Source organism: Paraburkholderia sp. Tr-20389 (assembly GCF_017104565.1).
Classification (GTDB): Bacteria; Pseudomonadota; Gammaproteobacteria; order Burkholderiales; family Burkholderiaceae; genus Paraburkholderia.
Genome location: NZ_JAAGPD010000042.1, coordinates 58,850 through 83,409 on the forward strand (window position 1 = coordinate 58,850; position 24,560 = coordinate 83,409).

Here is a 24,560-nt window from a genome sequence, read left to right on the forward strand (position 1 = left end):
TTGACGCGCCGCCTCAGGAGATGAACTCGATGAAAACCGCCTTGCCACTCGCCGTCGACGAACAGGCCGTCCGCGAAGCGCTGCCCGCCCTCGATGTGCGCCGCGCGCTGACCGCGATGTTTCGCGCGCTCGCATCCGCCGAGGCGGTGCAGCCGCCGCAGACGCTGACGCTGTTCCCGAACGGTGCCGGCGACTTCATCACCTATCTCGGCGCGCTCGCCGATGCGAAGGTGTTCGGCGCGAAGCTGTCGCCGTATATCGTGACGGGCGGGCGGCCGATCATCACCGCGTGGACGGCGCTAATGTCGATGGAAACGGGGCAGCCGCTGATGTGGTGCGACGCGGGGTTGCTCACCACCGAGCGCACGGCGGGCACGACGGCGCTCGCCGTCGACCAGCTCGCGCGCACGGATGCGAAGCGGCTGGCCGTCGTCGGCGCGGGCGCTGTCGGACTGGCGCATTTGCGACACGTCGCGCCGCTGCGTGCGTGGGAGTCGATCCGTGTTTATTCGCCCGATCTCGCCGCCAACGATGAGAAGCGCGCGGCGGTGCACGCCGCCGACGCGCGCGCCGAGGCCAGCGCGAGCCTCGCAGCCTGCGTGAAGGAGGCGGATGTGGTGATGCTTTGCACGTCGTCGGGCACGCCCGTGCTGCCGCGCGACGCGTTGACGAAACCCGCGCTCATCACGTCGATCAGCACGAACGCTGCCAACGCACATGAAATCGATCCGGCGTGGCTGCCGGAGCTGGACGTCTACTGCGACTATCGCGCGACGACGCCCGCGAGCGCCGGCGAAATGAAGCTCGCCGCGCAGCAAGGCTGGTCGCCGGAGAGCGTGAAGGGCGATCTGCCGTCGCTGCTGGCGGGCACCTGCTCGAAGCCCGCATACGGGCGGCATGCGTTCTTCCGTTCGATCGGTCTCGGCCTCGAAGACGTCGCGATTGCGAGCGAGCTGTATCGCTACCTGAGCGATCGTAGAGACCAGGCACAATAGCTACAATGTCGGTCAGCCGCCACTGTGCGCCGGGTATGAGAGGCGCGCAGCGGCACCACGAAGACACTGCGAAGCCCGTCACCGTCCGCCGATGCGCAAGAAAAAAACCTCCCCCGTCAAGGATCTGCTGCTGACCCGCTATGCGCCCATTGCGGACGGCATCGCCGCGCTGTTCTTCCCGTACGCGGAAGTCGTGATCCACGACCTGCACGACCAGACGGTGCTGTACCTCGCGAACAACCTGTCGAAGCGCGAGATCGGCGACGATTCCGCGCTCGAAGAAACCGAGCATTCGGCACGCGAGCGCGTGATCGGTCCGTATGAAAAGCTCAACTGGGACGGCCGCCGCATGCGCTGCGTGAGCAACGTGCTGTTCGACGACAACGGCCAGCCGGCGGGCATGCTGTGCATCAATTTCAACATCGCCGTGTTCGAGGACGTGCGCTCGACGCTCGATCTGTTCATCAAGGGTGCGGGCGTCGTCGCGCAGCCGGACGAACTGTTCCGCGACGACTGGCAGGAACGCATCAACACGTTCCTGCACGGCTGGCTGCGCGAGCGGCAGATCGGCCTGAACGGGCTCACGCGCGAACATCGGCGCGAACTGGTCGAAGCGCTCTATGCAGAAGGCGCGTTTCGCGGTAAGAGTTCGGCGAACTATGTCGCGAACGTGCTTGGCATGGGGCGTGCAACCGTCTATAAGCATCTGAAGCAGATGAAAGAGGGTGCGAACTGACGCATGCGACGAAGTGCGTCGACGCGACCCACGCTGCTTTGTCCGTTCAGACACCCGCGAGGAAATCACTGTGACCGTACGTTATCGACACTACAAGGGCGGTATTTACGAATTCATCTGCGAGGCGACGCTCGAATCGGATCCGAGCGTCACGATGATCGTTTATCGCGCTGACAACGGCACCATCTGGACGCGGCCGTCGTCGGTATTCTTCGAACTGATCGAGCACGAAGGCCAGACCGTGCAGCGCTTCGCGCCCATCAACTAGAAACTAGAAACGCCTGACGGGCGGCGTCGGTGTGGCCGGAATCTCGGCGGCGTCGGGCACGTCGATCACGAGATCGCTTTGCGCGACAGCCACGCACGGCAGGATATAACCTTCCGCCTTTTCTTCGGCGCTCACGCCGGGCCACTCGACCGTATAGCGCACGCTGCCCGACTCGAGACGGCACAGACACGTGCGGCACGTGCCGTTGCGGCACATGCGCGGCAGATGCAGATTCGCGAACCCCGCCGCTTCGAGCACGGTGAGCGATTCGGGCGCCTCGAACGTGCGGCCGAGCGGCTCGACGCGCACCGCGAAGGTCCGCTCGCCATGTTCATGCGTGGTTTCGTTCGATGGACGCAGCGATTCGCTGCCAGACTGTTCTTCGCGGGACATCGCGCCAACACAACCGATAGGGGGACGGGACGCAAGCTTAACGCAGCGCGACCTGGCGCGCTGCTTCGCGTGCGGGTGCGAACCGCGGCGGATCAGTGCGTGGTGCGCATCCGCATGTAGCGGTAGACCGTGTTGCGCGCAAGGCCCAGTTCGCGCGCGGCCGCCGAAATATTGCCGTTGTTGCGCGCAAGCGTCTGCTCGATCAACGTCGCCTGCAGTTCTTCCATGTTGGCTGGCTTCGACGGCGCGGCCGAATGGGCGGCGGGCACGGCCTGCAACGGCTCGTCGTCGTGCGGTGCGCAGTCGTGCAGGAAATCGTCCGGCAGATGGTCCAGTCCGATTTCGGCGGCGCCTTCGGCCATGATGCCCGCCGTGCGCAGCACGTTCGCCAGTTGCCGCAAATTGCCGGGCCAACGGCAGCGCGCGAAGCATTCGAGCACGTCGGGCGCCACGCGCGTCGGCATGTGCTCGCTGTCGGGCTCGTCGCGCCGCAGTCGCGCGAGCATCCGCTCGACGAGCACGGGCAGATCGGTGCGTTCGGCCAGCGCGGGCAGCGTGACGACGAGCCCGTTGATCCGGTAGTACAGGTCTTCGCGGAAGGTGCCTTCTTCGATCATCGCGCGCAGGTTGCGGTGTGTCGCGCAGACGATGCGCACGTCGACGGGCACCGCGCGCGTGCCGCCGAGCGGCACGACGGAGCGCTCCTGCAGCACGCGCATCAGACGCACCTGCTGCGCGAGCGGCATGTCGCCGATTTCATCGAGAAACAGCGTGCCGCCGTCGGCCTGGACGATCTTGCCGACGTTGCCGCGCTTGCGCGCGCCCGTGAACGCGCCGTCTTCGTAGCCGAACAACTCCGCTTCGATGAGCGTATCGGGCAATGACGCGCAATTGACGGCGACGAACGGCGCGTCGCGGCGCGGCGACTCTTCGTGCATCGCGCGCGCGAGCCATTCCTTGCCGGTCCCCGTCTTGCCGAGCACGAGCAGCGGAATATCGCGGCCGCGCACTTTCTCGACGCGGCCGAGCACGGCGGCCATGCGGGCGTCGCCCGTGTCGAGCGTCGCGAAGGTGATGGCGGCAGCGCGCGATCTGCACGACGCCGTCGCCGTCGCCGGTGCTGGAGGCGCCGATGCGCGCGGCGTGCCTGCGTCGGCGGAAAATGCGGGCCGTGCGGCGTATTCGGCGCGCGCCAGTACGCGCACGCCGCTGGGCAGCATCAGCGTCAGGCATTCGCCCGGCGCGCGCGACGCCTGCTGCAGCACGGCGGGAAACGCCGTGCCGAACAGCGCCTCGAACGGCTGTCCGAGCAACGCGTCGAGTGGCCGGCCGAACTGGAACAGTGCGCTGCGGTTGGCCGCGAGCAGCGTGCCGTTGGCGCCGAAGGCGGCGAGCCCTTCGAACAGCGTGCCGATGAACTCGCTGCGAGCATGAAAGCGCACGCGCACGGCATCGCCGAACTGGTTCGCGAACAACTGGTTTTCGATAATCTGCGCCGACATGCGCACGAGCGCCAGCGTGTGCTTGTGGAAGCCGCGCGGGTCGCCGCTCACATCGAGCGCGCCGATCGTGCGCCCGTACGGATCGGCGATCGGTGCGCACGAGCAGGTGAGGATGCGGTTGGCCTCGAGAAAGTGCTCGCCGCCGTGCACGACGGTCGGCTGGCCTTCGGCGAGCGCCGTGCCGACGGCATTCGTGCCGCGATGCGCCTCCGACCACGACACGCCTGCACACAGCGCGACGCGGTTCGCTTTCTCGACGAAATCGCTGTCGCCGAGACTGTGCAGGATCACGCCGTTGCTGTCGGTGAGCAGCACCATGCTTTCCGTATCGACGATCTGCGCGTGCAGCGTTTCCATCACGGGCAGCGCGTGCGCATACAGCGAGCGGTTGAGCTCGACGAGATCGCGCAGGGCGACGGACTGCAAGGGATGAAAGTCGGGCGCCTCGGACGCGCGCAGGCCGAATTCGCGCGAACGCGCATGAGCTTGCGCGAGCACGTCGGCGCGGCCCGTGACGGACGGCGTGACGGAACGTTGGGTCACTGCATGTCTCCGATGTTGTACCTGAACGCTGCCTCACAGGCGCACGTGCATGCGGCGTTGCGCAATGCAGCACGGAATGCCCGTTGAAAGTGTCGTCCGCTGGAAAACGTCCGGTCTGTGCCGACTCATGCCGGACCATCTTACAGGAGGACGCGTGGCGCGTGTTCCGCTTGCCTTCTGGCGCAGAAGTGCAATCATCGTAGACAGGCACGCGTTCGCGCCGCGTGCCGTCACTCGGGTTTCGTTCGTCGCGTTCCCGGCCAGCGCCATTTCGAGGAGAACGTCATGGTGCGTATGGAGTTGAGAGTCGTCCTCGCCACGCTTGCGATCTTCATCGCGCTAGGGGGCATCGGATTATCGATCCACGGTTCGCTCTACTATCTGGATCACGAGATCTGGACGGGCGTGATTCTGATTGCGATCGGTATTGCGGGCTGTGTGACGATGCTCACGTTGTGGCCGCGCGACTTGCCTGGCAAGACTCCGCCCGAGCATCCCGCCGACGACGCTGGACCACACGAACATCAACATCATCTGCCGACGCAGTTCTAGGTCTGTTTTCGCTGCGGTGCCGCAATTCTTGGTGCGTGGCGGCACCATGCTGGGGTATGGCGAAACAAAACTTGCGGCGCGGCGGAAGTCGTCTACAGTGGTGAGATCGACCGACGGCACGTGCGATGACGGCGTGTGTTTGCGGTCGACAGCCCGCGCTGCGATCCATAACGGAGGTGTGAACAGGGGCAGGCGCGATTTTCGGCGATGACGTTCCATCAAGGTGTTCCCCATGCAGATCAATTTCCCGAAAGAAGTCCCTGAATATTCTGGGCGCGAGCTGACTCTGGCGTTTCCGGCCATGGTCGATGGAGAACGGGTGGAATGCACGATCACCGCCGAGGCGCTGGAAGACCACTTCGGCGCGGCCTCACCGCGCATCGAAGACATGCTGGGCGCGTTCTCGACGCACCGCGAGCGGATCGAAGCCGCTACGCGGAGGTTGCTGTCGGAGACAGGGGCGCAGTGTGTCGTATTGAGGAGTGGGTATGTGAGGTTTTATGAGGCTAATTGGCGGGCGTGATGTTGTTGTTGGTGGTGGTGTCTGCGACGCGGCGTTGCCGGTTTGGTTTTTTTCGCTTTCGCTGGCATCCGCGTGATGTATTCGTGCTTCATGCGTTGCCCCTGTGCGGGGCGGCACCTACTTTTCTTTGCAGCGGCAAAGAAAAGTAGGCAAAAGAAAGCCGCTCACACCGCTAGCCCGTATGTTCGCCCAGGGGCTCTCAACGTCCCCGTCCTTCGCGCGGCATCGCGCTATTTCATGCGCGTTGCCAACGTTCCTGGATTCGCGTCACCCACTTCACACTCCCGCGTCACGTACCTCGTTACCAGACCTTCACCGCCGCCCAGGTGGCAAACTGTGTGTAGGCCATCGCGACGGAAGTGCACCACTCCGGACTGAAAAGCGGGACCACTACATCCTAGAAGCACGAACGCGTAAGGTGCGACAAGCTACACACAGTTTGCCACCTGGGCGGCGCAGACGGGTCGCTGCCGCTGGCTGCCTGCGGGTGATTGGAGTGGGTGATGCGCCTGTTCAAGGCGCTGGCAACGGGCGCAAAAAAGCGTGTTGCCGTGTGGAGTGCGGGACCCGTAGGGGGCCCGCAGGCAGGAAGAAGGATTGGCGGTGTTAGCGGCTTTCTTTTGCCTACTTTTCTTTGCCGCTGCAAAGAAAAGTAGGTGCCGCCCCGCACAGGGGCAACGCCAGCAAACCAGAGACATCACGCGGACGCCAGCGAAAGCAAAAACAAAAACCAAAACCGGCAACGCCGCGTCGCAGACAAAAGAATTTACTCAGATCCGAGATAAAAGAACCGAAACAAAAACACAGCAGCAATGATCCACACAACGAACTTGACCTGGCGAGCCCGCCCAGTGAGCAATTTCAAACCAGCATAAGAAATAAATCCAAACGCGACACCATTCGCGATGGAATACGTGAAGGGCATCATCAAAGCGGTGAGTGCAGCGGGCACGACTTCAGTGGCGTCATCCCAGGGCAGATCGGCCATTTCCCGCAGCATCAAACACGACACATACAGAAGAGCCGGTGCCGTCGCGTAGCCAGGCACAACGCCAGCCAGCGGCGCAAAGAACAGCGCGAGCAAGAACAGCACGCCAACCGTAATTGCGGTAACGCCAGTGCGCCCGCCCGCCTGTACCCCCGAAGCACTCTCGATGTAAGCCGTCGTCGACGACGTACCCAGCACCGACCCCGCGAGAATCGCAGTGCTATCCGCCAGCAACGCGCGGTTCAATCGATGCATCTTGCCGTGCACCAGCAGTCCCGCGCGATTCGCGACACCCATTAGCGTGCCCGTCGCATCGAACAGTTCGACGAGGAAGAACACCAGAACCACGTTGAGCACGCCTGTCGACAGCGCAGCCTTGATGTCGAGCTGGAACAGTGTCGGCGAGATCGACGGCGGCGCGGACACGATCCCGCGAAACTCGTTGCCGCCGAAGAAGAAGCTCAGAATCGTCACGCCGACGATGCCGATCAGGATAGCGCCGCGTACGCGCAGGAAGTCGAGCGTGACGATCGCGAAGAAGCCAATGATCGCGAGAATCACATGCGGATCGTGCAGGTTGCCGAGCGTAACGAGCGTCGCCGGGTTGCCCGTGACGATGCCCGCCGTCTTCAGCGAAATGATCGCGAGAAAGAGGCCGATGCCGCCCGTGATCGCAATGCGGATCGAATGCGGAATGCCATTGACGATCACTTCCCGCACGCGAAAGAGCGTGACGATCAGGAACAGACAGCCCGAGATGAACACCGCGCCGAGCGCGGCCTGCCACGTGAAGCCCATGCCCTTGACGACCGTGTACGCGAAATACGCGTTCAGACCCATGCCGGGTGCGCACGCAATCGGGTAGTTCGCATAGAAGCCCATGATCAGCGAAGCGAGCGCCGCGACGAGACACGTCGCAACGAACACCGAGTCTTTCGGCATGCCCGCATCGCCGAGAATCGCCGGGTTGACGAAGATGATGTAGGCCATTGTGAGGAACGTGGTGATGCCCGCGAGCACCTCCACGCGCAGGTTCGTGCCTGCTTCGTCAAAGCCGAAATACCGTTTTACGGAGTCCATGAGCCGAGTCTCTCGTCGTGTGAATGTCGTTGGTAACCGCTTGTTGTGCCGCGTCTCGTGCCGCTTCGTGACTGCCCGTGGGCGGATTTAATCACGATTGTTCAGCAAATACCGCATTTGCCGCGCGCGCGTGTAGCCGAAGCAACACTCGATAGTCGGGCGGCGAAGTCAAACGCGGATTTTGCTGGCGGAGGGCCGTGATGATACCTGAGCCGGCGCTTCAGGTCGGATTACGAGCGGAACGGGAAGGGATGCGGGAAGACGAGGGGAGGCTTGTGCAACGCGTCGATGCCCGGCGCTGGATAGACAACGCAATACGTGACGCGCTCTGCGATTTGAAGCACGCGCGTCACGCACGCATCGATCGAACGGAACTACTGCTGCGTGCCTTGAGCTTGCGCGCGATGCTGCGCGACGATGCGGCCCGCCGCGATCGCATTGGCCGGATAGTTGATCCAGTCGAGCGGATCGTAGCCAGCCTTGCGCCATTCGACGAGATCGGCCTTCACTTCGGCGCGTGTCTTGGGCGTGTTCTGGTCATACGCGCGCGATGTCTGCGCAAATGCGGACGACACGGCTGCTGCGCCGATGAGCGCGCCCAGAACCATACGAGGAATCAGCTTCATGGCAGGGGCCCTGAAAAGTTAGGATGACCCCCTTATTTTAGGTTCTGTATCCGCATTGAGTAAGGTTCGTAACTGAAATGAACCGTTGCTCACTTTGCGCCAAATGGGCTCTGCCAGCCGCATCAATCATGCGTGCAGGGTCGACGCTAGCCCATATGCTGAGAAGGCTTGCCCATTCGATCGAGTACGGCCGTCAACAGATCGACGGGCAGCGGAAACACGATCGTCGAGTTCTTGTCGGCGGCAATGGTCGTCAGCGTCTGCAAGTAGCGCAACTGCATCGCCTGCGGTTGTTGCGCGAGCATCTGCGCGGCCTGCAACAGCTTCTCCGACGCCTGCAACTCGCCCTCGGCATGAATCACCTTGGCGCGGCGCTCGCGCTCGGCTTCTGCCTGACGCGCAATCGCGCGGATCATCGTTTCGTTGATGTCGACATGCTTGATCTCGACATTCGATACCTTGATGCCCCACGCGTCCGTCTGCGCATCGAGCACCCGCTGGATATCGGTGTTCAGCTGCTCGCGCTCGGAGAGCAGTTCGTCGAGGTCGTGCTTGCCGAGCACGGCGCGCAGCGTGGTCTGCGACAACTGGCTGGTCGCTTCGAAGTAACGCGCGACCTGAATCACCGCGCGCTCCGGATCGACGACGCGAAAGTACACGACAGCATTCACCTTGACGGACACGTTGTCGCGCGTGATCACGTCCTGCGGCGGCACGTCGAACACGACGGTGCGCAGATCCATGCGCACGACCTGCTGCACGACGGGGATGATCAGCACGAGGCCCGGGCCCTTGACCTTCCAGAAGCGGCCGAGCATGAACACGACGCCGCGCTCGTACTCGCGAAACACGCGTACCGACGAAGCGACCAGCACGATCGCCAGAAGAATCAGGATGCTGCCGAAGCCGAAAGTGAAACCGATCATGTGCGTTCTCCTTGTGATGAGGCCGGGTTCGCGGGCACGACGGTGAGCATGAGGCCGCGCCGCCCGGTCACGCGCACCGCATTGCCTGCCGCGAGCGGCGCGTTGCTGCAGACACGCCAGCGCTCGCCATGCACGCGCGCCCAGCCGACGCGCTCCGGCTCGCCATGCAGCAGGCTGTCGGACCGGACCTCGGCGCGGCTTTCCATTGAATCGGCATCGGCGGCGACCAGGCCGTCGTCGAGCACGACGCCGACGCTGCCGATCATCGCCTCGGCACCCGTCACGACAGGCCGCCGCCGCGAACGCAGCACGAGGCTCGACACGCCGAAAATGAACAACACGCTGAATACGACGACGGCGGCGATCATCGGCAGCGGAATGCCATAGCCGGGCACATCGGTATCGATCAGCATCAGCGCGCCGATCGCGAACGCGACGATACCGCCGAAGCCGAGCGCGCCGAAGGTCGGCAGAAACGCTTCGGCGATCAGAAACGCCAGACCGAGGAAGATCAGACCGAGACCCACGTAATTGACGGGCAGCAGTTGCAGCGCGAACAGGCCCAACAGCAGGCTGATCGCGCCCGCGACGCCGGGCAGCACGAAGCCGGGATTCGCGAACTCGAAGAACAGGCCATACATGCCGATCATCAGCAAGATCAAGGCCACGTTCGGATCGGTGATGACGGCGAGGAAGTGGTTGCGCCAGTCCGCTTCGAGCGTGACGACGGGCGCGTGCGCCGTCGTCAGGTGCTGCGCGCCGGCTGCCGTGTCGTAGGTGCGGCCGTCCAGTTGCCGCAGCAGATCGGGAAGGTCGCGCGCAATGATGTCGACCACTTTCTGCTCGAGCGCGTCGCGCGCCGACAGGCTCACGGCTTCGCGCACCGCGCGCTCGGCCCATTCCACGTTGCGGCCGCGCAGTTGCGCGAGGCCGCGGATATACGCCTGCGCGTCATGAAGCTGCTTGCGCAGTTCCGTCGACTGACTGTCGAGCGCGAGCGCGCCCGATGCAGCATTGTCCCTGGCGGCCGGGCTCGATGACGGGCTCGACGAAGGCGCTGCGCCCGGCAACGCGGGCGGCTGGCCAGGCCGGGGCGCATCCTGTCCGCCGATGCCCAGCTGCACGGGCGACGCTGCGCCGAGATTGGTACCGGGCGCCATCGCCGCGATGTGGCTTGCATACGTGATGTAGGTGCCCGCGCTCGCGGCGCGCGCGCCGCCGGGCGCGATATAGGTTGCGACGGGCACGGGCGACGCGAGAATCGCCTTGATGATCTGCCGCATCGAGGTGTCGAGTCCGCCTGGCGTATCGAGTTGCAGTACGGCGAGTTGCGCGTGGTCCTCCGCCGCGCGGGCGAGACCGCGCACGATGAAGTCGGCAGTGGCGGGGCTGATCGCGCCCGCGACGGGAATCACGACTACGCTGCCGGGCGCGATGGCCGGCTGCGCAGCATCGGCGCAAGGGCCGAAGATTGCCGCGCAGCATACCGTCAACGCGAGCAGCAGTGCTCGCCGCAACGGTGTGCACGTGCCATGGGCGACGACGCGTAGCGCGCGAGCCCATGCAGTGCGGACCTCGGCGGCCGCAACTGCACCGTACGCGCTGCGATTCGCGAAGCATGCGCGACCGGACAAACGTCGCAAACCCGCTTGCCGGATCGGGAGAAGCCGGTAGGTTCCCATCGTCGACGGCCGGGCGCGCGGCGACGGATCACGTTCGTATGCGGCGCGCCTGGCCTGAAAAAGCTGGCCTGTCTTAAGCTTAGTCGGATTCCGCGGGTTCCGCGCGGCGGGACATACCCGTGCCCGGCGCTGCATTCACCGCCCGATAATCCGCCGGCCGCATCCCCGTCCACTTGCGGAACGCACGATGAAACGCACTCGGCTCCGCAAAGCCGAGCGTCGCAGCGATGTCGGCGATCGGCCGGCCGCCGCGCTGCAGTTCCGTGATCGCGATGTCGCGCCGCAAGTCGTCCTTGATCGACTGGTACGTATAGCCTTCCTGCTTCAGATGCCGGCGCATCGTCGCCTCGGCGACGTGCAGGCGTTGCGCCATCTCGTCGGAGCCGGGCCACGCGGCCATCGGCAGCGCACGCAACGTTTTGCGCACGCGTGCCGCGAGCGAGCCGGGATTGCGGTACTTGATGATGAAACTCGCGGGCGCGTCGCGCAGGAAGGGCTTGACGGACTTCGTGGTCTGCACGACAGGCAGGTCCAGAAAGCCGGGTGCGAGGTCGACGTACGACTCGCGTTGATCGAACGACAGGTCGTCGCAGAACATCAGCCGGTATTCGTGCGCGGCGGGCGGCTCCGCGCAGCGAAAGCGCGCTTCGATCAGCGGAATGCGCCGCCCGACCAGCCAGCACACCAGTCCATAAACCAGAATGAAGTACGTTGCGTAGGCAAACATGGCCGGCTGCGGCGCGCCGTCCCGATGATCGAATGCGAGGCGCACGCAGTCGTCGCGTTTGACGATCTGCACGCTCATGTCGTCGAGGACGAGGCGCATGAAGCCGACCGCGCGCGCCAGCGCCTGGCCGCCGTTGCGCGCGGTCAGCGCCATCTGCGTCATCGCGATGAAGCTGCCGCTCTTCATCGCGTGGGAATCCTGGCCGAAGAACTCGTCGTCGAGTGCGCGGGCGATGTTGGCCCACAGCGCGCCGTATTGCGCGGGCGTGACGCGGCTCTTTGCGCTGCCGAGCATCTGCGGCGCGATGCCCGCCGTCTCGACGATGGGCAGCACGTCGACGCCGCGAGCCCGAGCGAGCGCCAGCGTTTCTTCGACGAGACTCACGGAGATCGTGCCTCTTTCGGCTTTCATGCAGTCGGGATCCTTGTGTCGGCAGGAAGGCTGCGTTTCGTGCGTTCTTCGTGCGTTCTGGCAAATGCGCTCACATTGACGGCAATGCGCGCCTCGTAGTGCCCGCCATTTTGCCGCATAGGCGAGGCTGCCGGTATCCGGATATGGCAAATGCGCTCACGCAGATTGATCGAACGCGGCATCGAATCCCGCTTTCGCGCCGCCTACACTGGGTGCCATCGAACGCGCCTTGTGTGCAACGCAGCAGGCGCGTCAGCCAAACCGGAGAGGACACGCAGACACATGGACGAGTTCTATACCGACGATCAGCGGATGATCCGCGACGCGGCTCGCGACTTTTCGGTCGAATGCCTCGCGCCGAACGCAGCGCAATGGGACCGCGAAGGCGCGTTGCCTGCGCAAGTCGTCAGACAGATGGGCGAGCTTGGTTTTCTCGGCATGATCGTGCCGTCCGAATGGGGCGGCTCGTATACCGACTACATCGCGTATGCGCTCGCGCTGGAAGAAATCGCCGCCGGCTGCGCTGCGTGCGCGACGATGATGAGCGTGCACAACTCGGTCGGCTGCGGTCCGATCCTCAATTTCGGCAACGACGCACAGAAAGACCGCTATCTCGCCGACCTCGCGACGGGCAAGCGCATCGGTGCGTTCTGTCTGACCGAGCCGCACGCGGGCAGTGAGGCGAACAACATTCGCACGCGCGCCGTGCTCCGCGACGGCCAATGGGTGATCAACGGCAGCAAGCAGTTCGTGACGAACGGCTCGCGCGCGAGCATCGCGATCGTGTTCGCCGTCACCGATCCCGAGGCGGGCAAGCGCGGCATCTCGGCCTTCATCGTGCCGACGGATACGCCGGGCTTCAACGTCGGGCGGCCCGAGAGCAAGCTCGGCATTCGCGCCTCGGATACCTGTCCAATTTCACTCGACGATTGCGCGGTGCCCGAAGCGAACCTGCTTGGTGCGCCGGGCGAAGGCTTGCGCATCGCGCTGTCGAATCTGGAGGGCGGCCGCATCGGCATCGCGGCGCAGGCGATCGGCATCGCGCGTGCGGCCTTCGACGCAGCGCGTATCTATGCGAATGAGCGCATCCAGTTCGGTAAGGCGTTGAAGGAGCACCAGACCATTGCCAACATGCTCGCCGACATGGCTACGCGTCTGAACGCCGCGCGGCTGCTCGTGCATCACGCGGCGCGGCTGCGCAGCGCGGGGCGGCCGTGTTTGTCGGAAGCGTCGCAGGCGAAGCTGTATGCCTCGGAGGTGGCCGAGGAGGTTTGCTCGAAGGCGATCCAGATTCACGGCGGTTATGGCTACCTCGAAGACTACGCGGTCGAGCGGCACTATCGCGATGCACGCATCACGCAGATTTACGAAGGGACGAGCGAAGTACAAAGAATGGTTATCGCGCGGCATGTTTGAGCGCAGAATAATCCGCTAATAAAGCGCGATCGGCGCAGCGCGAGAGGGACCTGAGTAAGCGCTAAAGCGCTAACTCAGGCCGACTCCGCATGGGATCCGGGTAGGCGCTGAAGCGCCAACCCGGATCGACCGCGAGAGGGACCTGAGTAAGCGCTAAAGCGCAAACTCAGGTCGACTCCGCATGGGATCCGGGTAGGCGCTGAAGCGCCAACTCGGATCGACCGCGAGAGGGACCTGAGTAAGCGCTAAAGCGCAAACTCAGGTCGACTCCGCATGGGATCCGGGTAGGCGCTGAAGCGCCAACTCGGATCGACCGCGAGAGGGACCTGAGTAAGCGCTAAAGCGCTAACTCAGGTCGACTCCGCATGGGATCCGAGTAGGCGCTAAAGCGCCAACTCGGATCGACATGGAGACGACAATGACGGCAGCCCAAGGCTTTTTCGAAGCGCGCGACCTGTTGTTGCGCCATCGCACGGACTATGAGCGCGCATATAGCGAGTTCAGATGGCCGGAACTCGGGGAGTTCAACTGGGCACTCGATTATTTCGACGTCGTCGCGCAAGGCAATCACAATCCGGCGCTGTGGATCGTCGACGACGCCTCGCAGGAAGGGCTGAAGCTGTCGTATGCGCAGATGTCCGAGCGCTCGTCTCGGATGGCGAATTTTCTGCGTGGGCTCGGCGTGGGGCGCGGCGATCGCCTTCTGCTGATGCTGCCCAATCGCGTCGAACTGTGGGACGTGATGCTCGCGGCGATGAAGCTCGGCGCGATCGTGCTGCCCGCCACCACGCAACTGTCGCCCGACGATGTGCGCGACCGCGTGCAGATCGGCGGTGCGAATGTCGTCGTGGTCGATAGCGTGGAGACGGCCAAGTTCGATGGACTCGACGCGGCGGTGAAACGCATCTCGGTCGGCGCGCCGCGCGACGGCTGGACGGACATCGCGGCCGCATACGAATCATCGCCAGCATTCACGCCCGACGGCCCGACGCGCGCTACCGATCCGATGCTGCTGTACTTCACGTCGGGCACGACGTCGAAGCCGAAGCTCGTCGAACACACGCATCAGAGCTATCCCGTCGGCCATCTGTCGACGATGTACTGGATCGGCCTGCAACCCAACGACATCCACTGGAACATCAGTTCGCCGGGCTGGGCCAAGCACGCGTGGAGCTGCTTCTTCGCGCCGTGGAATGCGCAGGCCTGCGTGTTCGTCTACAACTTCGCGCGCTTCGTACCGAAGGAAACGCTGGATGTGCTGGTGCGCTGCAACGTCACGACGCTGTGCGCGCCGCCTACCGTGTGGCGCATGCTCGTGCAGGAACCGCTCGCGTCGTATGCCGTGAAGCTGCGCGAGATCGTCGGCGCGGGTGAGCCGTTGAACCCCGAGATCATCGAGCGCGTGCGGCATGCATGGAACATCACGATCCGCGACGGCTATGGGCAGACGGAAACCACCTGCCAGATCGGCAACCCGCCGGGGCAGCCGGTCGTGGCCGGCTCGATGGGGCGACCGCTGCCGGGCTATCGCGTCGAACTCGTCGACGCCGACGATCATCCCGTGACGGAAGGCGAAATCGCGCTGCCGCTCGATGTGCGTCCGCTCGGCCTGATGACGGGCTACGCGAACAATGCCAAGGCCACCGAACACGCGATGCGCAACGGCTACTACCACACGTCCGATGTCGCGATGCGGCGCGACGATGGTTATCTCGTGTACGTGGGCCGTTCCGATGACGTGTTCAAGTCGTCCGATTACCGGCTGAGTCCGTTCGAACTCGAAAGCGTGCTGATCGAGCACGAAGCGATTGCTGAAGCGGCCGTCGTGCCGAGCAACGATCCGCTGCGTCTGTCGGTGCCGAAGGCATTCGTCACTGTGCGTCATGGTTTCGAAGCCGGCCCCGAACTCGCGCGCGACGTATTCCGCTTCTCGCGCGAAAAGCTCGCGCCATACAAACGCATTCGACGCCTGCAATTCAGCGATCTGCCGAAGACGATCTCCGGCAAGATCCGCCGCGTCGAACTAAGGCGGCGCGAACTGGAGCGCACGGGCGAGCCCGCGCGTCTGCCTGACGAGTACTGGGAAGAAGATTTCCCCGAGCTTCGCAACGGCAATGGCAACTGAGTCCTGACACCGATATTGATCAAGGAGACACCGAGCATGAGCGCAATTCCAACGACAGTCGCAAGCCAGAAGGTCGAGACCGTGAAGCTGCTGATCAACGGCGAGTTCGTCGAATCGAGCGCGACCGAGTGGCGCGACATCGTGAATCCGGCGACGCAGCAGGTGCTCGCGCGCGTGCCGTTTGCGACGCGAGAAGAAGTGGACGCCGCGATCCGCTCCGCGCATGCCGCATTCGCGACGTGGAAGAACACGCCGATCGGCGCGCGCATGCGCATCATGTTGAAGTATCAGGCGCTGATTCGCGAGCACATGCCGCGCATCGCGAAGACGCTGACGGCGGAGCAGGGCAAGACGCTGCCCGATGCCGAGGGCGATATCTTCCGCGGCCTCGAAGTGGTCGAGCACGCGTGTTCGATCGGCACGCTGCAACAGGGCGAGTTCGCGGAGAATGTGGCGGGCAGTGTCGACACGTACACGCTGCGTCAGCCGATTGGCGTGTGCGCGGGCATTACGCCGTTCAACTTCCCCGCGATGATTCCGCTGTGGATGTTCCCGATGGCGATCGTATGCGGCAACACGTTCGTGCTGAAGCCTTCGGAACAGGATCCGCTGTCGACGATGCAACTCGTCGAACTCGCGATCGAAGCGGGCGTGCCGAAGGGCGTGCTGAACGTCGTGCATGGCGGCAAGGAAGTCGTCGATGCGCTTTGTACGCATGAACTGGTGAAGGCGATTTCGTTCGTCGGCTCGACGGCCGTGGGCACGCATGTGTACAACCTGGGCAGCCAGCATGGCAAGCGTGTGCAATCGATGATGGGCGCGAAGAATCATGCTGTCGTGTTGCCTGATGCGAATCGCGAGCAGACCTTGAATGCGCTGGTTGGTGCCGGCTTTGGCGCGGCGGGGCAGCGGTGTATGGCGACTTCTGTTGTCGTGCTGGTGGGTGCGTCGAAGGACTGGTTGCATGAACTCGTCGAGAAGGCGAAGACGTTGAAGGTGAATGCGGGTCATGAGCCGAAGACGGATGTCGGGCCGGTTGTTTCGCGTGCCGCGAAGGCGCGGATTCTGGGTTTGATCGAAAAGGGTGTGGAGGAAGGCGCCACGTTGGCGCTGGATGGGCGCGATGTGGAGGTGGCTGGCTACGCCGATGGGAATTTTGTCGGACCGACGGTGTTTAGCGACGTGAACGTCGGGATGGAGATCTACAAGACAGAGATCTTTGGGCCTGTGCTGTGTGTGATGACCGTGCCTACGCTTGATGATGCGATTGCGCTCGTGAATGCGAATCCGATGGGTAATGGCGTTGGTCTCTTCACGCAGAGCGGCGCGGCGGCGCGCAAATTCCAGAGTGAAATCGATGTCGGACAGGTGGGGATCAATATTCCTATTCCCGTGCCGGTGCCTTTTTTCAGTTTTACCGGGTCTCGGGGATCCAAGCTTGGGGATCTTGGGCCTTACGGCAAGCAGGTTGTGCAGTTTTATACGCAGACCAAGACCGTTACCGCTCGATGGTTCGACGACGTTACTGTTGTCGATGGTGTGAATACAACCATCGCTCTGCGGTAAGTTTTTTGTCTGCGACGCAGTCGCCATTCTGGTTTTTTTTTGCTGGCGAGCGCCTCATTCGCGCTGGCATCCGCGATTTCACGTCGGTGGTCATGCGTTGCCCCTGTGCGGGGCGGCACCTACTTTTCTTTGCAGCGGCAAAGAAAAGTAGGCAAAAGAAAGCCGCTCACACCGCTAGCTTTTGTACTTGCCTGCGGGCCCCCAACGGGTCCCGCACTCCACGCGGCACCGCATCGTTTTGAACCCGTTGCCATCGTGCTAACTTATGCATCACCCGCTTTACATCCCCGCGTGAAGGGCTGCGTTACCTGAAAGTCCACCGCCGCCCAGGTGGCAAACTGTGTGTAGGCCGTCGCAATGGAAATGCACGACTCCGGACTGAAAAGCACGATCGGTGTCGTAAAAGCGCGAATGCGTACGGTGCGACAACCTACACACAGTTTGCCACCTGGGCGGCACGGACGAGTCGCTGCCGCTGGCTGCGCTACGGGTGACTGGAGTGGGTGATGCGACTGTTAAGGCGTTGGCAACGGGCGCAAAACAAAGTGTTGCCGTGTGGAGTGTGGGACCCGTTGGGGGCCCGCAGGCAGGAACAAGCACTGGCGGTGTGAGCCCGCTTTCTTTGCTTACTTTCTTTGCGGCGGCAAAGAAAGTAAGTGCCGCCCCGCACAGGGGCAACACCAGCAAACCAGAAGCAAACCGCGGATGCCAGCGAAAGCAAAAAACCAAAAACCAAAAAAGCAAAACGACGACTGCGTCGCAGACAGCACAAAGGAGGACATCTGACATGAAGATCGGCTTCATAGGACTAGGCAACATGGGCGCGCCGATGGCGCACAACCTGCTAAAAGCGGGCCACACGTTAAACGTATTCGATCTCAACGCGCACGCAGTGCAATCGCTAGCAGCCGAAGGCGCAACGGCGTCAAGAACACCAAAAGCAGCATCCACAGACGTGGAATATGTAATAACGATGCTCCCGGCGGCAGCACACGTAAAAGCGGTGCTAACAGGAGAAGACGGCATCCTCGCGGGCATCGCGAAGAACGTAACGATCATCGACTCAAGCACCATCGACCCAGCCAGCGTAAAAACCTTCGCCGAACTGGCGAACCAAAACGGCAATACGTTCGTGGACGCCCCGGTATCAGGCGGCACAGGCGGCGCAACAGCCGGCACGCTCACCTTCATGGTGGGCGGCAGCGCAACAGCCTATGAGCACGTCAAACCCATCCTGCAAGCAATGGGCAAAAACATCGTCCACTGCGGTGACACCTCGACCGGTCAGGTCGCAAAGATCTGCAACAACCTCGTGCTCGGCATCACAATGGCCGGCGTCTCCGAAGCGATGGCGCTGGGCGTTGCGCTCGGCATCGACCCTAAAGTGCTCGGCGGCATCATCAATACGTCGACGGGCCGCTGCTGGAGTTCCGACACCTACAACCCGTTCCCCGGCGTGATCGAAACCGCGCCGTCGACGCGCGGCTATACAGGCGGCTTCGGCACCGACCTGATGCTCAAGGATCTCGGCCTCGCCACCGATGCCGCCAGGCTCGCGCGCCAACCCGTCTATCTCGGCGCGCTCGCGCAGCAGCTCTATCAGACGATGAGCACCAAAGGCGCAGGCAAGCTCGACTTTTCCTCCGTCATCAAGCTGTATCGCAACGAAGGAGACGCGTGATGATCGAACTCGATTACGCCCATGACGGCAGCGTCGCGCTGCTGTCCTTGAAGCGCCCGCCCGCGAATGCATTTACGCCGGAAGGGCTGCTGCAGTTGCAACACATCGTCGGGCGGCTCAATGGCGAAGCGCAGGTGCGCGCGATCGTGATCACGGGCGACGGTTCGAAGTTCTTCAGCGCGGGAGCCGACCTCAACACGTTCGCCGACGGCAACAAGGAAGTCGCGCGTACGGCGGCGACACGCTTCGGCACCGCCTTCGAGGCTCTGCAGAACGCACGGCCGGTCGTGATCGCGGCGATCAACGGTTACGCGATGGGCGGCGGGCTCGAATGCGCGCTTGCGTGCGATATCCGCATCGCCGAGCAGCATGCCGTGATGGCGCTGCCGGAAACGGCCGTCGGTTTGCTGCCGTGCGGCTGCGGCACGCAGACGCTGCCCTGGCTCGTCGGCGAAGGTTGGGCGAAACGCATCGTGTTGACGGGCGAGCGCGTCGATGCGGCGACGGCACTGCGCATCGGCCTCGTCGAAGAAGTGGTCGAGAAGGGCGCGTCGCGCGAGTTCGCGCTCGCGATGGCGGCGCGCGTCGCGGGCCTGAGTCCGCAGGCCGTCACGTTCAGCAAGGAACTCATCCAGCAGGCGCGCAACGGCGTGCCGCGCGCAGCGGCGCTCGCCGTCGAGCGCGAGCGTTTCGTCGATCTGTTCGACGGCGCGGATCAGCGCGAGGGCGTCAATGCGTTCCTCGACAAGCGTGCACCGCAATGGCAAGCCGCGCAAATCACACAAACGAGCGAGCCGCAGCGATGAGCGCCGTCCTCCAGCAGGAAGTCATGCGCGAACGGGAAGTGTTGTTTCGCGTCGTCAATCGCGTCGCGATCGTCACGCTCAACCGGCCTGCGGCGCTCAATGCGCTATCGCACGACATGGTGCGTGAACTGGCTTCGCTGATCGAACGTTGCCGCAACGATAGCGAGATCGTCGCCGTCGTGTTGCGCGGCGCGGGCGCGAAAGGCTTCTGCGCAGGCGGCGATGTGCGCGCGCTTCACGGCATGCGCCAGCGTAACGACAGCGGCTGGCAGCAGTTCTTCATCGACGAATACCGGCTCGACTACGCACTGCACACATTTCCGAAACCCGTCGTCGCGCTGCTCGACGGCATCACGATGGGCGGCGGCATGGGGCTGGGCCAGGCGGCGCGGCTGCGCATCGTCACCGAACGCACGAAGATCGCGATGCCGGAGACGCGTATCGGCTTTCTGCCGGACGTCGGCGCGACGCGCTTTCTTTCCATGATGCCCGCCGAGCTCGAACTGTACGTCGGGTTGACCGGCGCGACGCTGACGGGCGCCGATGCGCTGCATTGCCGGCTCGCCGATCTGTGCGTGCCGTCCGAATGGCTCGATACGTTCGAAGAGCGCCTGTTGCGCGTGTCGACAGCCGACATCGCCGCCGGCGATCTGTTGCGCGCGTTGCGCACCGTCTTCGAGCCGCCGTGCAACATCGTTCCGCATGCGGGGCTCGGCGCTTTCACGCAGGCGATCATGCGCCATTTCGACAAGCGTTCGGGCGTCGAGCGCATCGTTGCGGCGCTGCGCCAGGATCTTGAGCGAGAGCATCCGCGCGAGATGCGTCAATGGTTGCAGGCCACCTACGACGCGCTCACGTCGCACTCGCCGACCATGCTGTACGTGACACGCGATGCGCTGTTGCGCGGCCGTCAGATGACGCTCGCCGAATGCTTCCGGATGGAATTGGGCATCGTCACGCGCGCGATCGAAGAGGGCGATTTCAGCGAAGGCGTGCGCGCACATCTCGTCGACAAGGATCGCAAGCCGCGCTGGGCGCCGGCGACGCTTGCGGAAGTGCGGCCGGAACGTGTGCGGCATTTCCTGTCGTCGCCGTGGCGCACGCAGGCGCATCCCCTGGCGAGTCTCGGCGAGGAGCCGGCCGTCGTGTAACGCCCCGTGTGTGTGAAGCGACACGACACCGCAATCGAAACGAGGCCCAATGGGCCTCGTTTCATTTATCCCGACCCCGTGTTCAACGAACTGGGCGCGCAGAGGGCGCGGAGATCGGGCTCGCGGGCGTGGCGGCCGCGATCGCCGATGCCGTGCATCACGCGACGGGCGTCAGGGTGCGCAAGCCGCCCGTGATGATTGAGGATCTGCTCGCGGGCTAAGCCGCGATGGCGAGGTTTGACGTCAGTCAGTCACGCTTCGCCTGCCGCTTCAGGGCCCGTTGCAGGCGTCGTCGCGGCGCCTGCAGCGTCGTGCTCGCCCGCACCGCTCACGCGCCCGATCCACCTGCACGCGAACACGGCCGCCGCGGCCGCGAGCCACTCCACCGTGCCGTTTTCGCTTATTCCTTAGGCGCCATTCTGGAATGACGCGAATCGCAATGCGCAAACGGTTCCATTCGTTGTGCACACCCGCATGCATTGACGACCATCGGGACGCGAATTGTCCCAACGCGCACCTATAGTGTTGTCATTGCAGAGCGCACACCAGACAAACACGACGGGGAACAAGAATGGCCACTGAATATCTGCGCGACGACCACTATCACATCATCGACTCGATCGAGACCGACTCGAGCGGTAAGCAGATTGCGCGTGACGCGCATTACCACAGGCTTGGCGAATACGATCCCCGGGCCGATCAAACCCGCGACGTTTCGTTCCGGATCATCGGGACGGGCAATCAACTTTCGGCATTGATCTGGCGCGCAGTCAGATAGCCCGAGTCGCGCATTGTCATTGGCCGACGAGAATCGTCGGCCAATGCTGATAGAAAGTAGAGCCGGTGCCGTAATTGCCATAGTGTATTCATGGCGACCAGGCACGTCATCGGGACGCCGTTTGTCCCAAGCGCGATGCAAATCGTGTGAGTGAATCCACGCACACGGTGGCATTGGAGACACAGACTCACTGTATTCGCCTGAGAGGACTCAGAATGCTGAACAACAATTCTCCCCTTGAGAGCCTTGCGGCCTTTGCAATCGTCTTTGCCACCGGCATCCTGTCGACGGTCGTGCTCGGCAAATACATCGAAAAGGTGCGCCGCGACGCACAGCATGCCGAGCCTGGCGCAGCATGAGCATCTAACACACCGACTTCGCCGTTTCCACTCCAGCAAGCGTTCGCTCCATGCCGATTCCCGCCCCTCCTATGAAATTGACCTGCCGCACTTGCGGCTGGCACCGCATTTACAGGCCGCGCAGCGACGTGCTAATGGTGCTGGGCGCATGCGAAGCGTGTGGGAGTGAGGACATCGAGATGAGGCCGGCGCGGCCATTCGATAGTCCCGGCACGTTGGCCGCGTGGTTGTTGGACCGTCTCAGCGGCCGCTCGCGCACCAGGTTCTAGCGGCGCGCGCGTGCGGACATTTACATAACAACGACACAGACCACGGCGGACAGGCATAAGGAACAACGAGGGCCGTACTGGATGAAAGATCAACAACGGGAAATGGAGCAGGCTGCCGCCTGGCTGCACGACGCGGATGGACTGCTGGTCACGGCAGGTGCAGGGATCGGCGTGGATTCGGGGTTGCCTGACTCTGCGAGAGCCGTAAATCGATCTGGCAAAAGGCATCGGCATTCGGGGCGGCGCGCTTGAGGGACTGACGGCAATCGATGCTGCGCTTGCCGGGGACTGAGCACAGGCTCAAGAAAGCGGCAAAAAGTGCCGTTAAACCCGAGACCATCCACTCACGCGACTCTATCGTTCAATGTCCGACATCGACCGCGAAATCATGCGCGTGCTTCCCGACGCAGCCACGCAAAGCGATTACCTGAGCACGCCAGACATCTACCGGCGGCTGGCGGGCACCGTGCAGAACATGCCGTGGCCGAAGACGGTTCACCGGCATCTCGCCCGGCTCGAGGAAGAAGGTCTCGTCGAGACAGGCCAGCGCGGCACGGCCTCCGTCTGGCGCAGGAAGGCGGGGGCGAGCGGCCTCGCCGCCAAGGCCGGCGCGATGATCAATTTCGACGACACGTACGTTGACGATGCGCTGCATGTGCAAGGCACGGTCATGTTGAGCCAGCGGTTGCGCTGGCGGCTGCGTTCGTTCGGCCCGAACGTCGAACTGCTCGGACCTGCGAGCCTGCGTGCCGAGCTTGCTGCGGAAGCGGCGGAGCTTGCGAACATCTATAGCAACTAGCACGTCGCGCGAGGCAACGAAGCATGGCTCGGATTTTCCCAACCGACTGGAACGACAAGCTCGTGAACGGCGCGGCGAAGCGCGAGATCGAAACGCTCGGCACTCTGCATCGCGGCTTGCCTGACACGTACGCTGTTTATCACGGCGTGCACTGGACGCAACTCAACAAAGGATTTTCGATCTTCGGCGAAGCCGACTTCGTGGTCGTCAGCCCGACCGGCCGCGTGCTCGTGATCGAGCAGAAATCGGGTGCGCTCGAAGAGACACCCGACGGCCTCGTGAAGCTCTACGCGGGCAAGCGCAAGAGCGTGTCCTCGCAGATCGCGCGGACCATCGGCGGCATGCACAAGCGCTTTTCAGGCGCGTTCGGCGCGCAGAACTACAAGCTTGAAGAGATGTTGTATTGCCCGGACTATCGGGTGATGAATCCCTCGATAGCCGGCGTCAACCCGGAGCGGATCGTCGACGCGACGCGCAGCGATCAACTCGTGCAGATTGTCGAACGCATTCTTCCTGCCGACGAACCGGCGCAACCCTGCCGGGCGCGCCTCCATGCTTTTCTCGCCGACGAGCTTTCACTGATGCCGGATGTCCGGGCGATGATTGGTGAAGTCAACCGGCACGTAACGCGCGTGTCTGGTGGTCTTGCGACGTGGGTGCGGTCGATCGAATTCGAGCCGTTCAGGCTGCGAGTAATCGGTACGGCCGGCTCCGGCAAGACGCAGCTCGCAGTCCGCGTGCTCGATGATGCCGTCAAGGCGGGACAGCGCGCGCTTTACCTTTGTTTCAACCGCCCACTGGCCGATCATCTGCGGCATATCGCACCTGAAGGCGTGACCATACTCACGTATCACCAGCTCTGCCAGTGGGCAGCGGCACGCATAGGTCAGGTAGTCGACTTTGCCGACCAGCACGTATTCCGGACGCTCGAACACGCGTTGCTCGATGCGCAGTTCGACGAGGCTGAGTGTTTCGACACGGTGATCGTCGACGAAGGCCAAGACTTCCATCAAACATGGGTTGCGCCCGTAGAACGCCTGTTGCGCGAGAACGGCCGCTTCTGGTGGCTGGAAGATCCGATGCAGAATCTGTACTTGCGAAGCAGTGTTGAACTGCCGGGGTGGGTCGCAGTGCGCGCCATGGCCAATCATCGCAGCCCGCATGACATCGTGCAGTTCATCGACATGCTGGCGGACGCGCCGATGAAGGTCGACGCGGCGGGACCGTTCACCCGCTCGGATGTCCGTACGATGACCTACGCCGGCGGCAACGCGATGCAGGCCACCCGTGAAGCACTCGACGAAGCGATGGCGGCCGGCTTCTTGCCATCCGACATCGCGCTGCTGACATTCAGTGGGCGCGAGAAATCGCTACTGGCCAGGTTCGACCAGCTTGGAAGCCATACGCTGCGCAGCTTTACGGGCGAATATGACGAGCGCGGCGCCCCACGCTATCGCGATGGCGAGATCATGATGGAGAGCGTCTATCGCTTCAAAGGGCAAAGCGCTCCCTGCGTGATTCTGACGGAAGTCGATTTCGAACAGTTCGACGATACGGTGTTCCGACGCCTGTTCGTCGGTGCGACGCGCGCGACGATGAAACTGATCGTCGTGATGTCGGAGCGTGCGCAGACGCAACTGATCGAACGAATGTCATAG

General features: G+C 63.3%; 23 protein-coding genes and 1 pseudogene. 16 read left to right on the plus strand and 8 right to left on the minus strand.

Annotation, left to right across the window (positions count from 1 at the left end):
• Positions 1–29: 29 nt before the first annotated feature.
• The 3 genes from G3N95_RS31235 (at position 30) to G3N95_RS31245 (ending at position 1,999) form a co-directional block, all read left to right on the plus strand.
• Positions 30–995, plus strand: coding sequence for an ornithine cyclodeaminase family protein (locus tag G3N95_RS31235; protein ID WP_205973952.1), 966 nt, complete (start codon positions 30–32; stop codon positions 993–995).
• A gap of 91 nt (positions 996–1,086) precedes the next feature.
• The gene (locus tag G3N95_RS31240; protein WP_205973953.1) at positions 1,087–1,731 is read left to right on the plus strand and encodes a PAS domain-containing protein; all 645 of its coding nucleotides are present in this window, start codon (positions 1,087–1,089) and stop codon (positions 1,729–1,731) included.
• 70 nt (positions 1,732–1,801) lie between these two features.
• Complete coding sequence (locus G3N95_RS31245; RefSeq protein ID WP_205973954.1) at positions 1,802–1,999, plus strand: DUF1653 domain-containing protein; 198 nt, start codon at positions 1,802–1,804, stop codon at positions 1,997–1,999.
• A gap of 3 nt (positions 2,000–2,002) precedes the next feature.
• Here the strand turns inward: G3N95_RS31245 and G3N95_RS31250 are convergent, their stop codons facing one another.
• A complete protein-coding gene (locus G3N95_RS31250; protein WP_241019052.1) occupies positions 2,003–2,392 on the minus strand; it encodes a 2Fe-2S iron-sulfur cluster-binding protein in 390 nt (129 codons plus the stop codon).
• Between the two features lie 92 nt (positions 2,393–2,484).
• Positions 2,485–4,437: a sigma-54-dependent Fis family transcriptional regulator gene (locus G3N95_RS31255; RefSeq protein WP_205973955.1), complete on the minus strand. Its 1,953-nt coding sequence runs from the start codon at positions 4,435–4,437 to the stop codon at positions 2,485–2,487.
• Between the two features lie 285 nt (positions 4,438–4,722).
• Between G3N95_RS31255 and G3N95_RS31260 the strand changes: the two genes are divergently transcribed.
• Complete coding sequence (locus G3N95_RS31260; RefSeq protein WP_205973956.1) at positions 4,723–4,989, plus strand: DUF2964 domain-containing protein; 267 nt, start codon at positions 4,723–4,725, stop codon at positions 4,987–4,989.
• A 232-nt stretch (positions 4,990–5,221) separates the two neighbouring features.
• Entirely contained in the window at positions 5,222–5,512 is a 291-nt protein-coding gene (locus tag G3N95_RS31265; protein ID WP_205973957.1) for a DUF1488 domain-containing protein, read from the plus strand.
• A gap of 766 nt (positions 5,513–6,278) precedes the next feature.
• On the opposite strand, the gene G3N95_RS31270 is transcribed toward G3N95_RS31265, so the two are convergent.
• The 5 genes from G3N95_RS31270 to G3N95_RS31290 form a co-directional block, all read right to left on the minus strand.
• Entirely contained in the window at positions 6,279–7,580 is a 1,302-nt protein-coding gene (locus tag G3N95_RS31270) for an NCS2 family permease (RefSeq protein WP_205973958.1), read from the minus strand.
• 374 nt (positions 7,581–7,954) lie between these two features.
• Complete coding sequence (locus tag G3N95_RS31275) at positions 7,955–8,206, minus strand: DUF4148 domain-containing protein (protein WP_205973959.1); 252 nt, start codon at positions 8,204–8,206, stop codon at positions 7,955–7,957.
• Between the two features lie 146 nt (positions 8,207–8,352).
• Complete coding sequence (locus G3N95_RS31280) at positions 8,353–9,132, minus strand: slipin family protein (protein ID WP_205973960.1); 780 nt, start codon at positions 9,130–9,132, stop codon at positions 8,353–8,355.
• The gene (locus tag G3N95_RS31285) at positions 9,129–10,814 is read right to left on the minus strand and encodes a nodulation protein NfeD (protein ID WP_205973961.1); all 1,686 of its coding nucleotides are present in this window, start codon (positions 10,812–10,814) and stop codon (positions 9,129–9,131) included. The genes G3N95_RS31280 and G3N95_RS31285 overlap by 4 nt, the downstream gene beginning before the upstream one ends.
• Positions 10,815–10,893: 79 nt before the next feature.
• A complete protein-coding gene (locus G3N95_RS31290; protein ID WP_205973962.1) occupies positions 10,894–11,952 on the minus strand; it encodes an AraC family transcriptional regulator in 1,059 nt (352 codons plus the stop codon).
• Between the two features lie 282 nt (positions 11,953–12,234).
• On the opposite strand from G3N95_RS31290, the gene G3N95_RS31295 reads away from it, so the two are divergent.
• The 6 genes from G3N95_RS31295 (at position 12,235) to G3N95_RS31320 (ending at position 20,697) form a co-directional block, all read left to right on the plus strand.
• Positions 12,235–13,368, plus strand: a complete 1,134-nt coding sequence (locus G3N95_RS31295; RefSeq protein WP_205973963.1) for an acyl-CoA dehydrogenase — start codon at positions 12,235–12,237, stop codon at positions 13,366–13,368.
• Between the two features lie 418 nt (positions 13,369–13,786).
• Entirely contained in the window at positions 13,787–15,493 is a 1,707-nt protein-coding gene (locus G3N95_RS31300; RefSeq protein ID WP_205973964.1) for an AMP-binding protein, read from the plus strand.
• Positions 15,494–15,529: 36 nt separating this feature from the next.
• On the plus strand, positions 15,530–17,059 hold the full coding sequence (locus G3N95_RS31305) for a CoA-acylating methylmalonate-semialdehyde dehydrogenase (RefSeq protein WP_205973965.1): 1,530 nt from the start codon (positions 15,530–15,532) through the stop codon (positions 17,057–17,059).
• Between the two features lie 787 nt (positions 17,060–17,846).
• On the plus strand, positions 17,847–18,740 hold the full coding sequence (gene mmsB, locus G3N95_RS31310; protein ID WP_205973966.1) for a 3-hydroxyisobutyrate dehydrogenase: 894 nt from the start codon (positions 17,847–17,849) through the stop codon (positions 18,738–18,740).
• On the plus strand, positions 18,740–19,546 hold the full coding sequence (locus tag G3N95_RS31315) for an enoyl-CoA hydratase (protein ID WP_205973967.1): 807 nt from the start codon (positions 18,740–18,742) through the stop codon (positions 19,544–19,546). The genes mmsB and G3N95_RS31315 overlap by 1 nt, the downstream gene beginning before the upstream one ends.
• A complete protein-coding gene (locus tag G3N95_RS31320) occupies positions 19,543–20,697 on the plus strand; it encodes an enoyl-CoA hydratase/isomerase family protein (protein ID WP_205973968.1) in 1,155 nt (384 codons plus the stop codon). The genes G3N95_RS31315 and G3N95_RS31320 overlap by 4 nt, the downstream gene beginning before the upstream one ends.
• A gap of 251 nt (positions 20,698–20,948) precedes the next feature.
• On the opposite strand, the gene G3N95_RS40940 is transcribed toward G3N95_RS31320, so the two are convergent.
• Positions 20,949–21,083 (minus strand): hypothetical protein, encoded by a 135-nt coding sequence (locus G3N95_RS40940; protein ID WP_277398050.1) that lies wholly within the window; start codon positions 21,081–21,083, stop codon positions 20,949–20,951.
• Positions 21,084–21,268: 185 nt separating this feature from the next.
• Here G3N95_RS40940 and G3N95_RS31325 point away from each other — a divergent pair, with 185 nt between their 5' ends.
• The 5 genes and pseudogenes from G3N95_RS31325 to G3N95_RS31340 all read left to right on the plus strand — a co-directional run bounded on the left by G3N95_RS31325 (position 21,269) and on the right by G3N95_RS31340 (position 24,560).
• Entirely contained in the window at positions 21,269–21,475 is a 207-nt protein-coding gene (locus tag G3N95_RS31325; protein ID WP_205973969.1) for a hypothetical protein, read from the plus strand.
• A 215-nt stretch (positions 21,476–21,690) separates the two neighbouring features.
• Positions 21,691–21,834, plus strand: coding sequence for a hypothetical protein (locus G3N95_RS31330; protein ID WP_205973970.1), 144 nt, complete (start codon positions 21,691–21,693; stop codon positions 21,832–21,834).
• 350 nt (positions 21,835–22,184) lie between these two features.
• Positions 22,185–22,295, plus strand: a pseudogene (locus G3N95_RS40715) (NAD-dependent deacetylase); the annotation flags it as partial.
• A gap of 172 nt (positions 22,296–22,467) precedes the next feature.
• Positions 22,468–22,902: an Lrp/AsnC family transcriptional regulator gene (locus tag G3N95_RS31335; RefSeq protein WP_205973971.1), complete on the plus strand. Its 435-nt coding sequence runs from the start codon at positions 22,468–22,470 to the stop codon at positions 22,900–22,902.
• Between the two features lie 23 nt (positions 22,903–22,925).
• Positions 22,926–24,560: an ATP-dependent helicase gene (locus tag G3N95_RS31340; protein WP_205973972.1), complete on the plus strand. Its 1,635-nt coding sequence runs from the start codon at positions 22,926–22,928 to the stop codon at positions 24,558–24,560.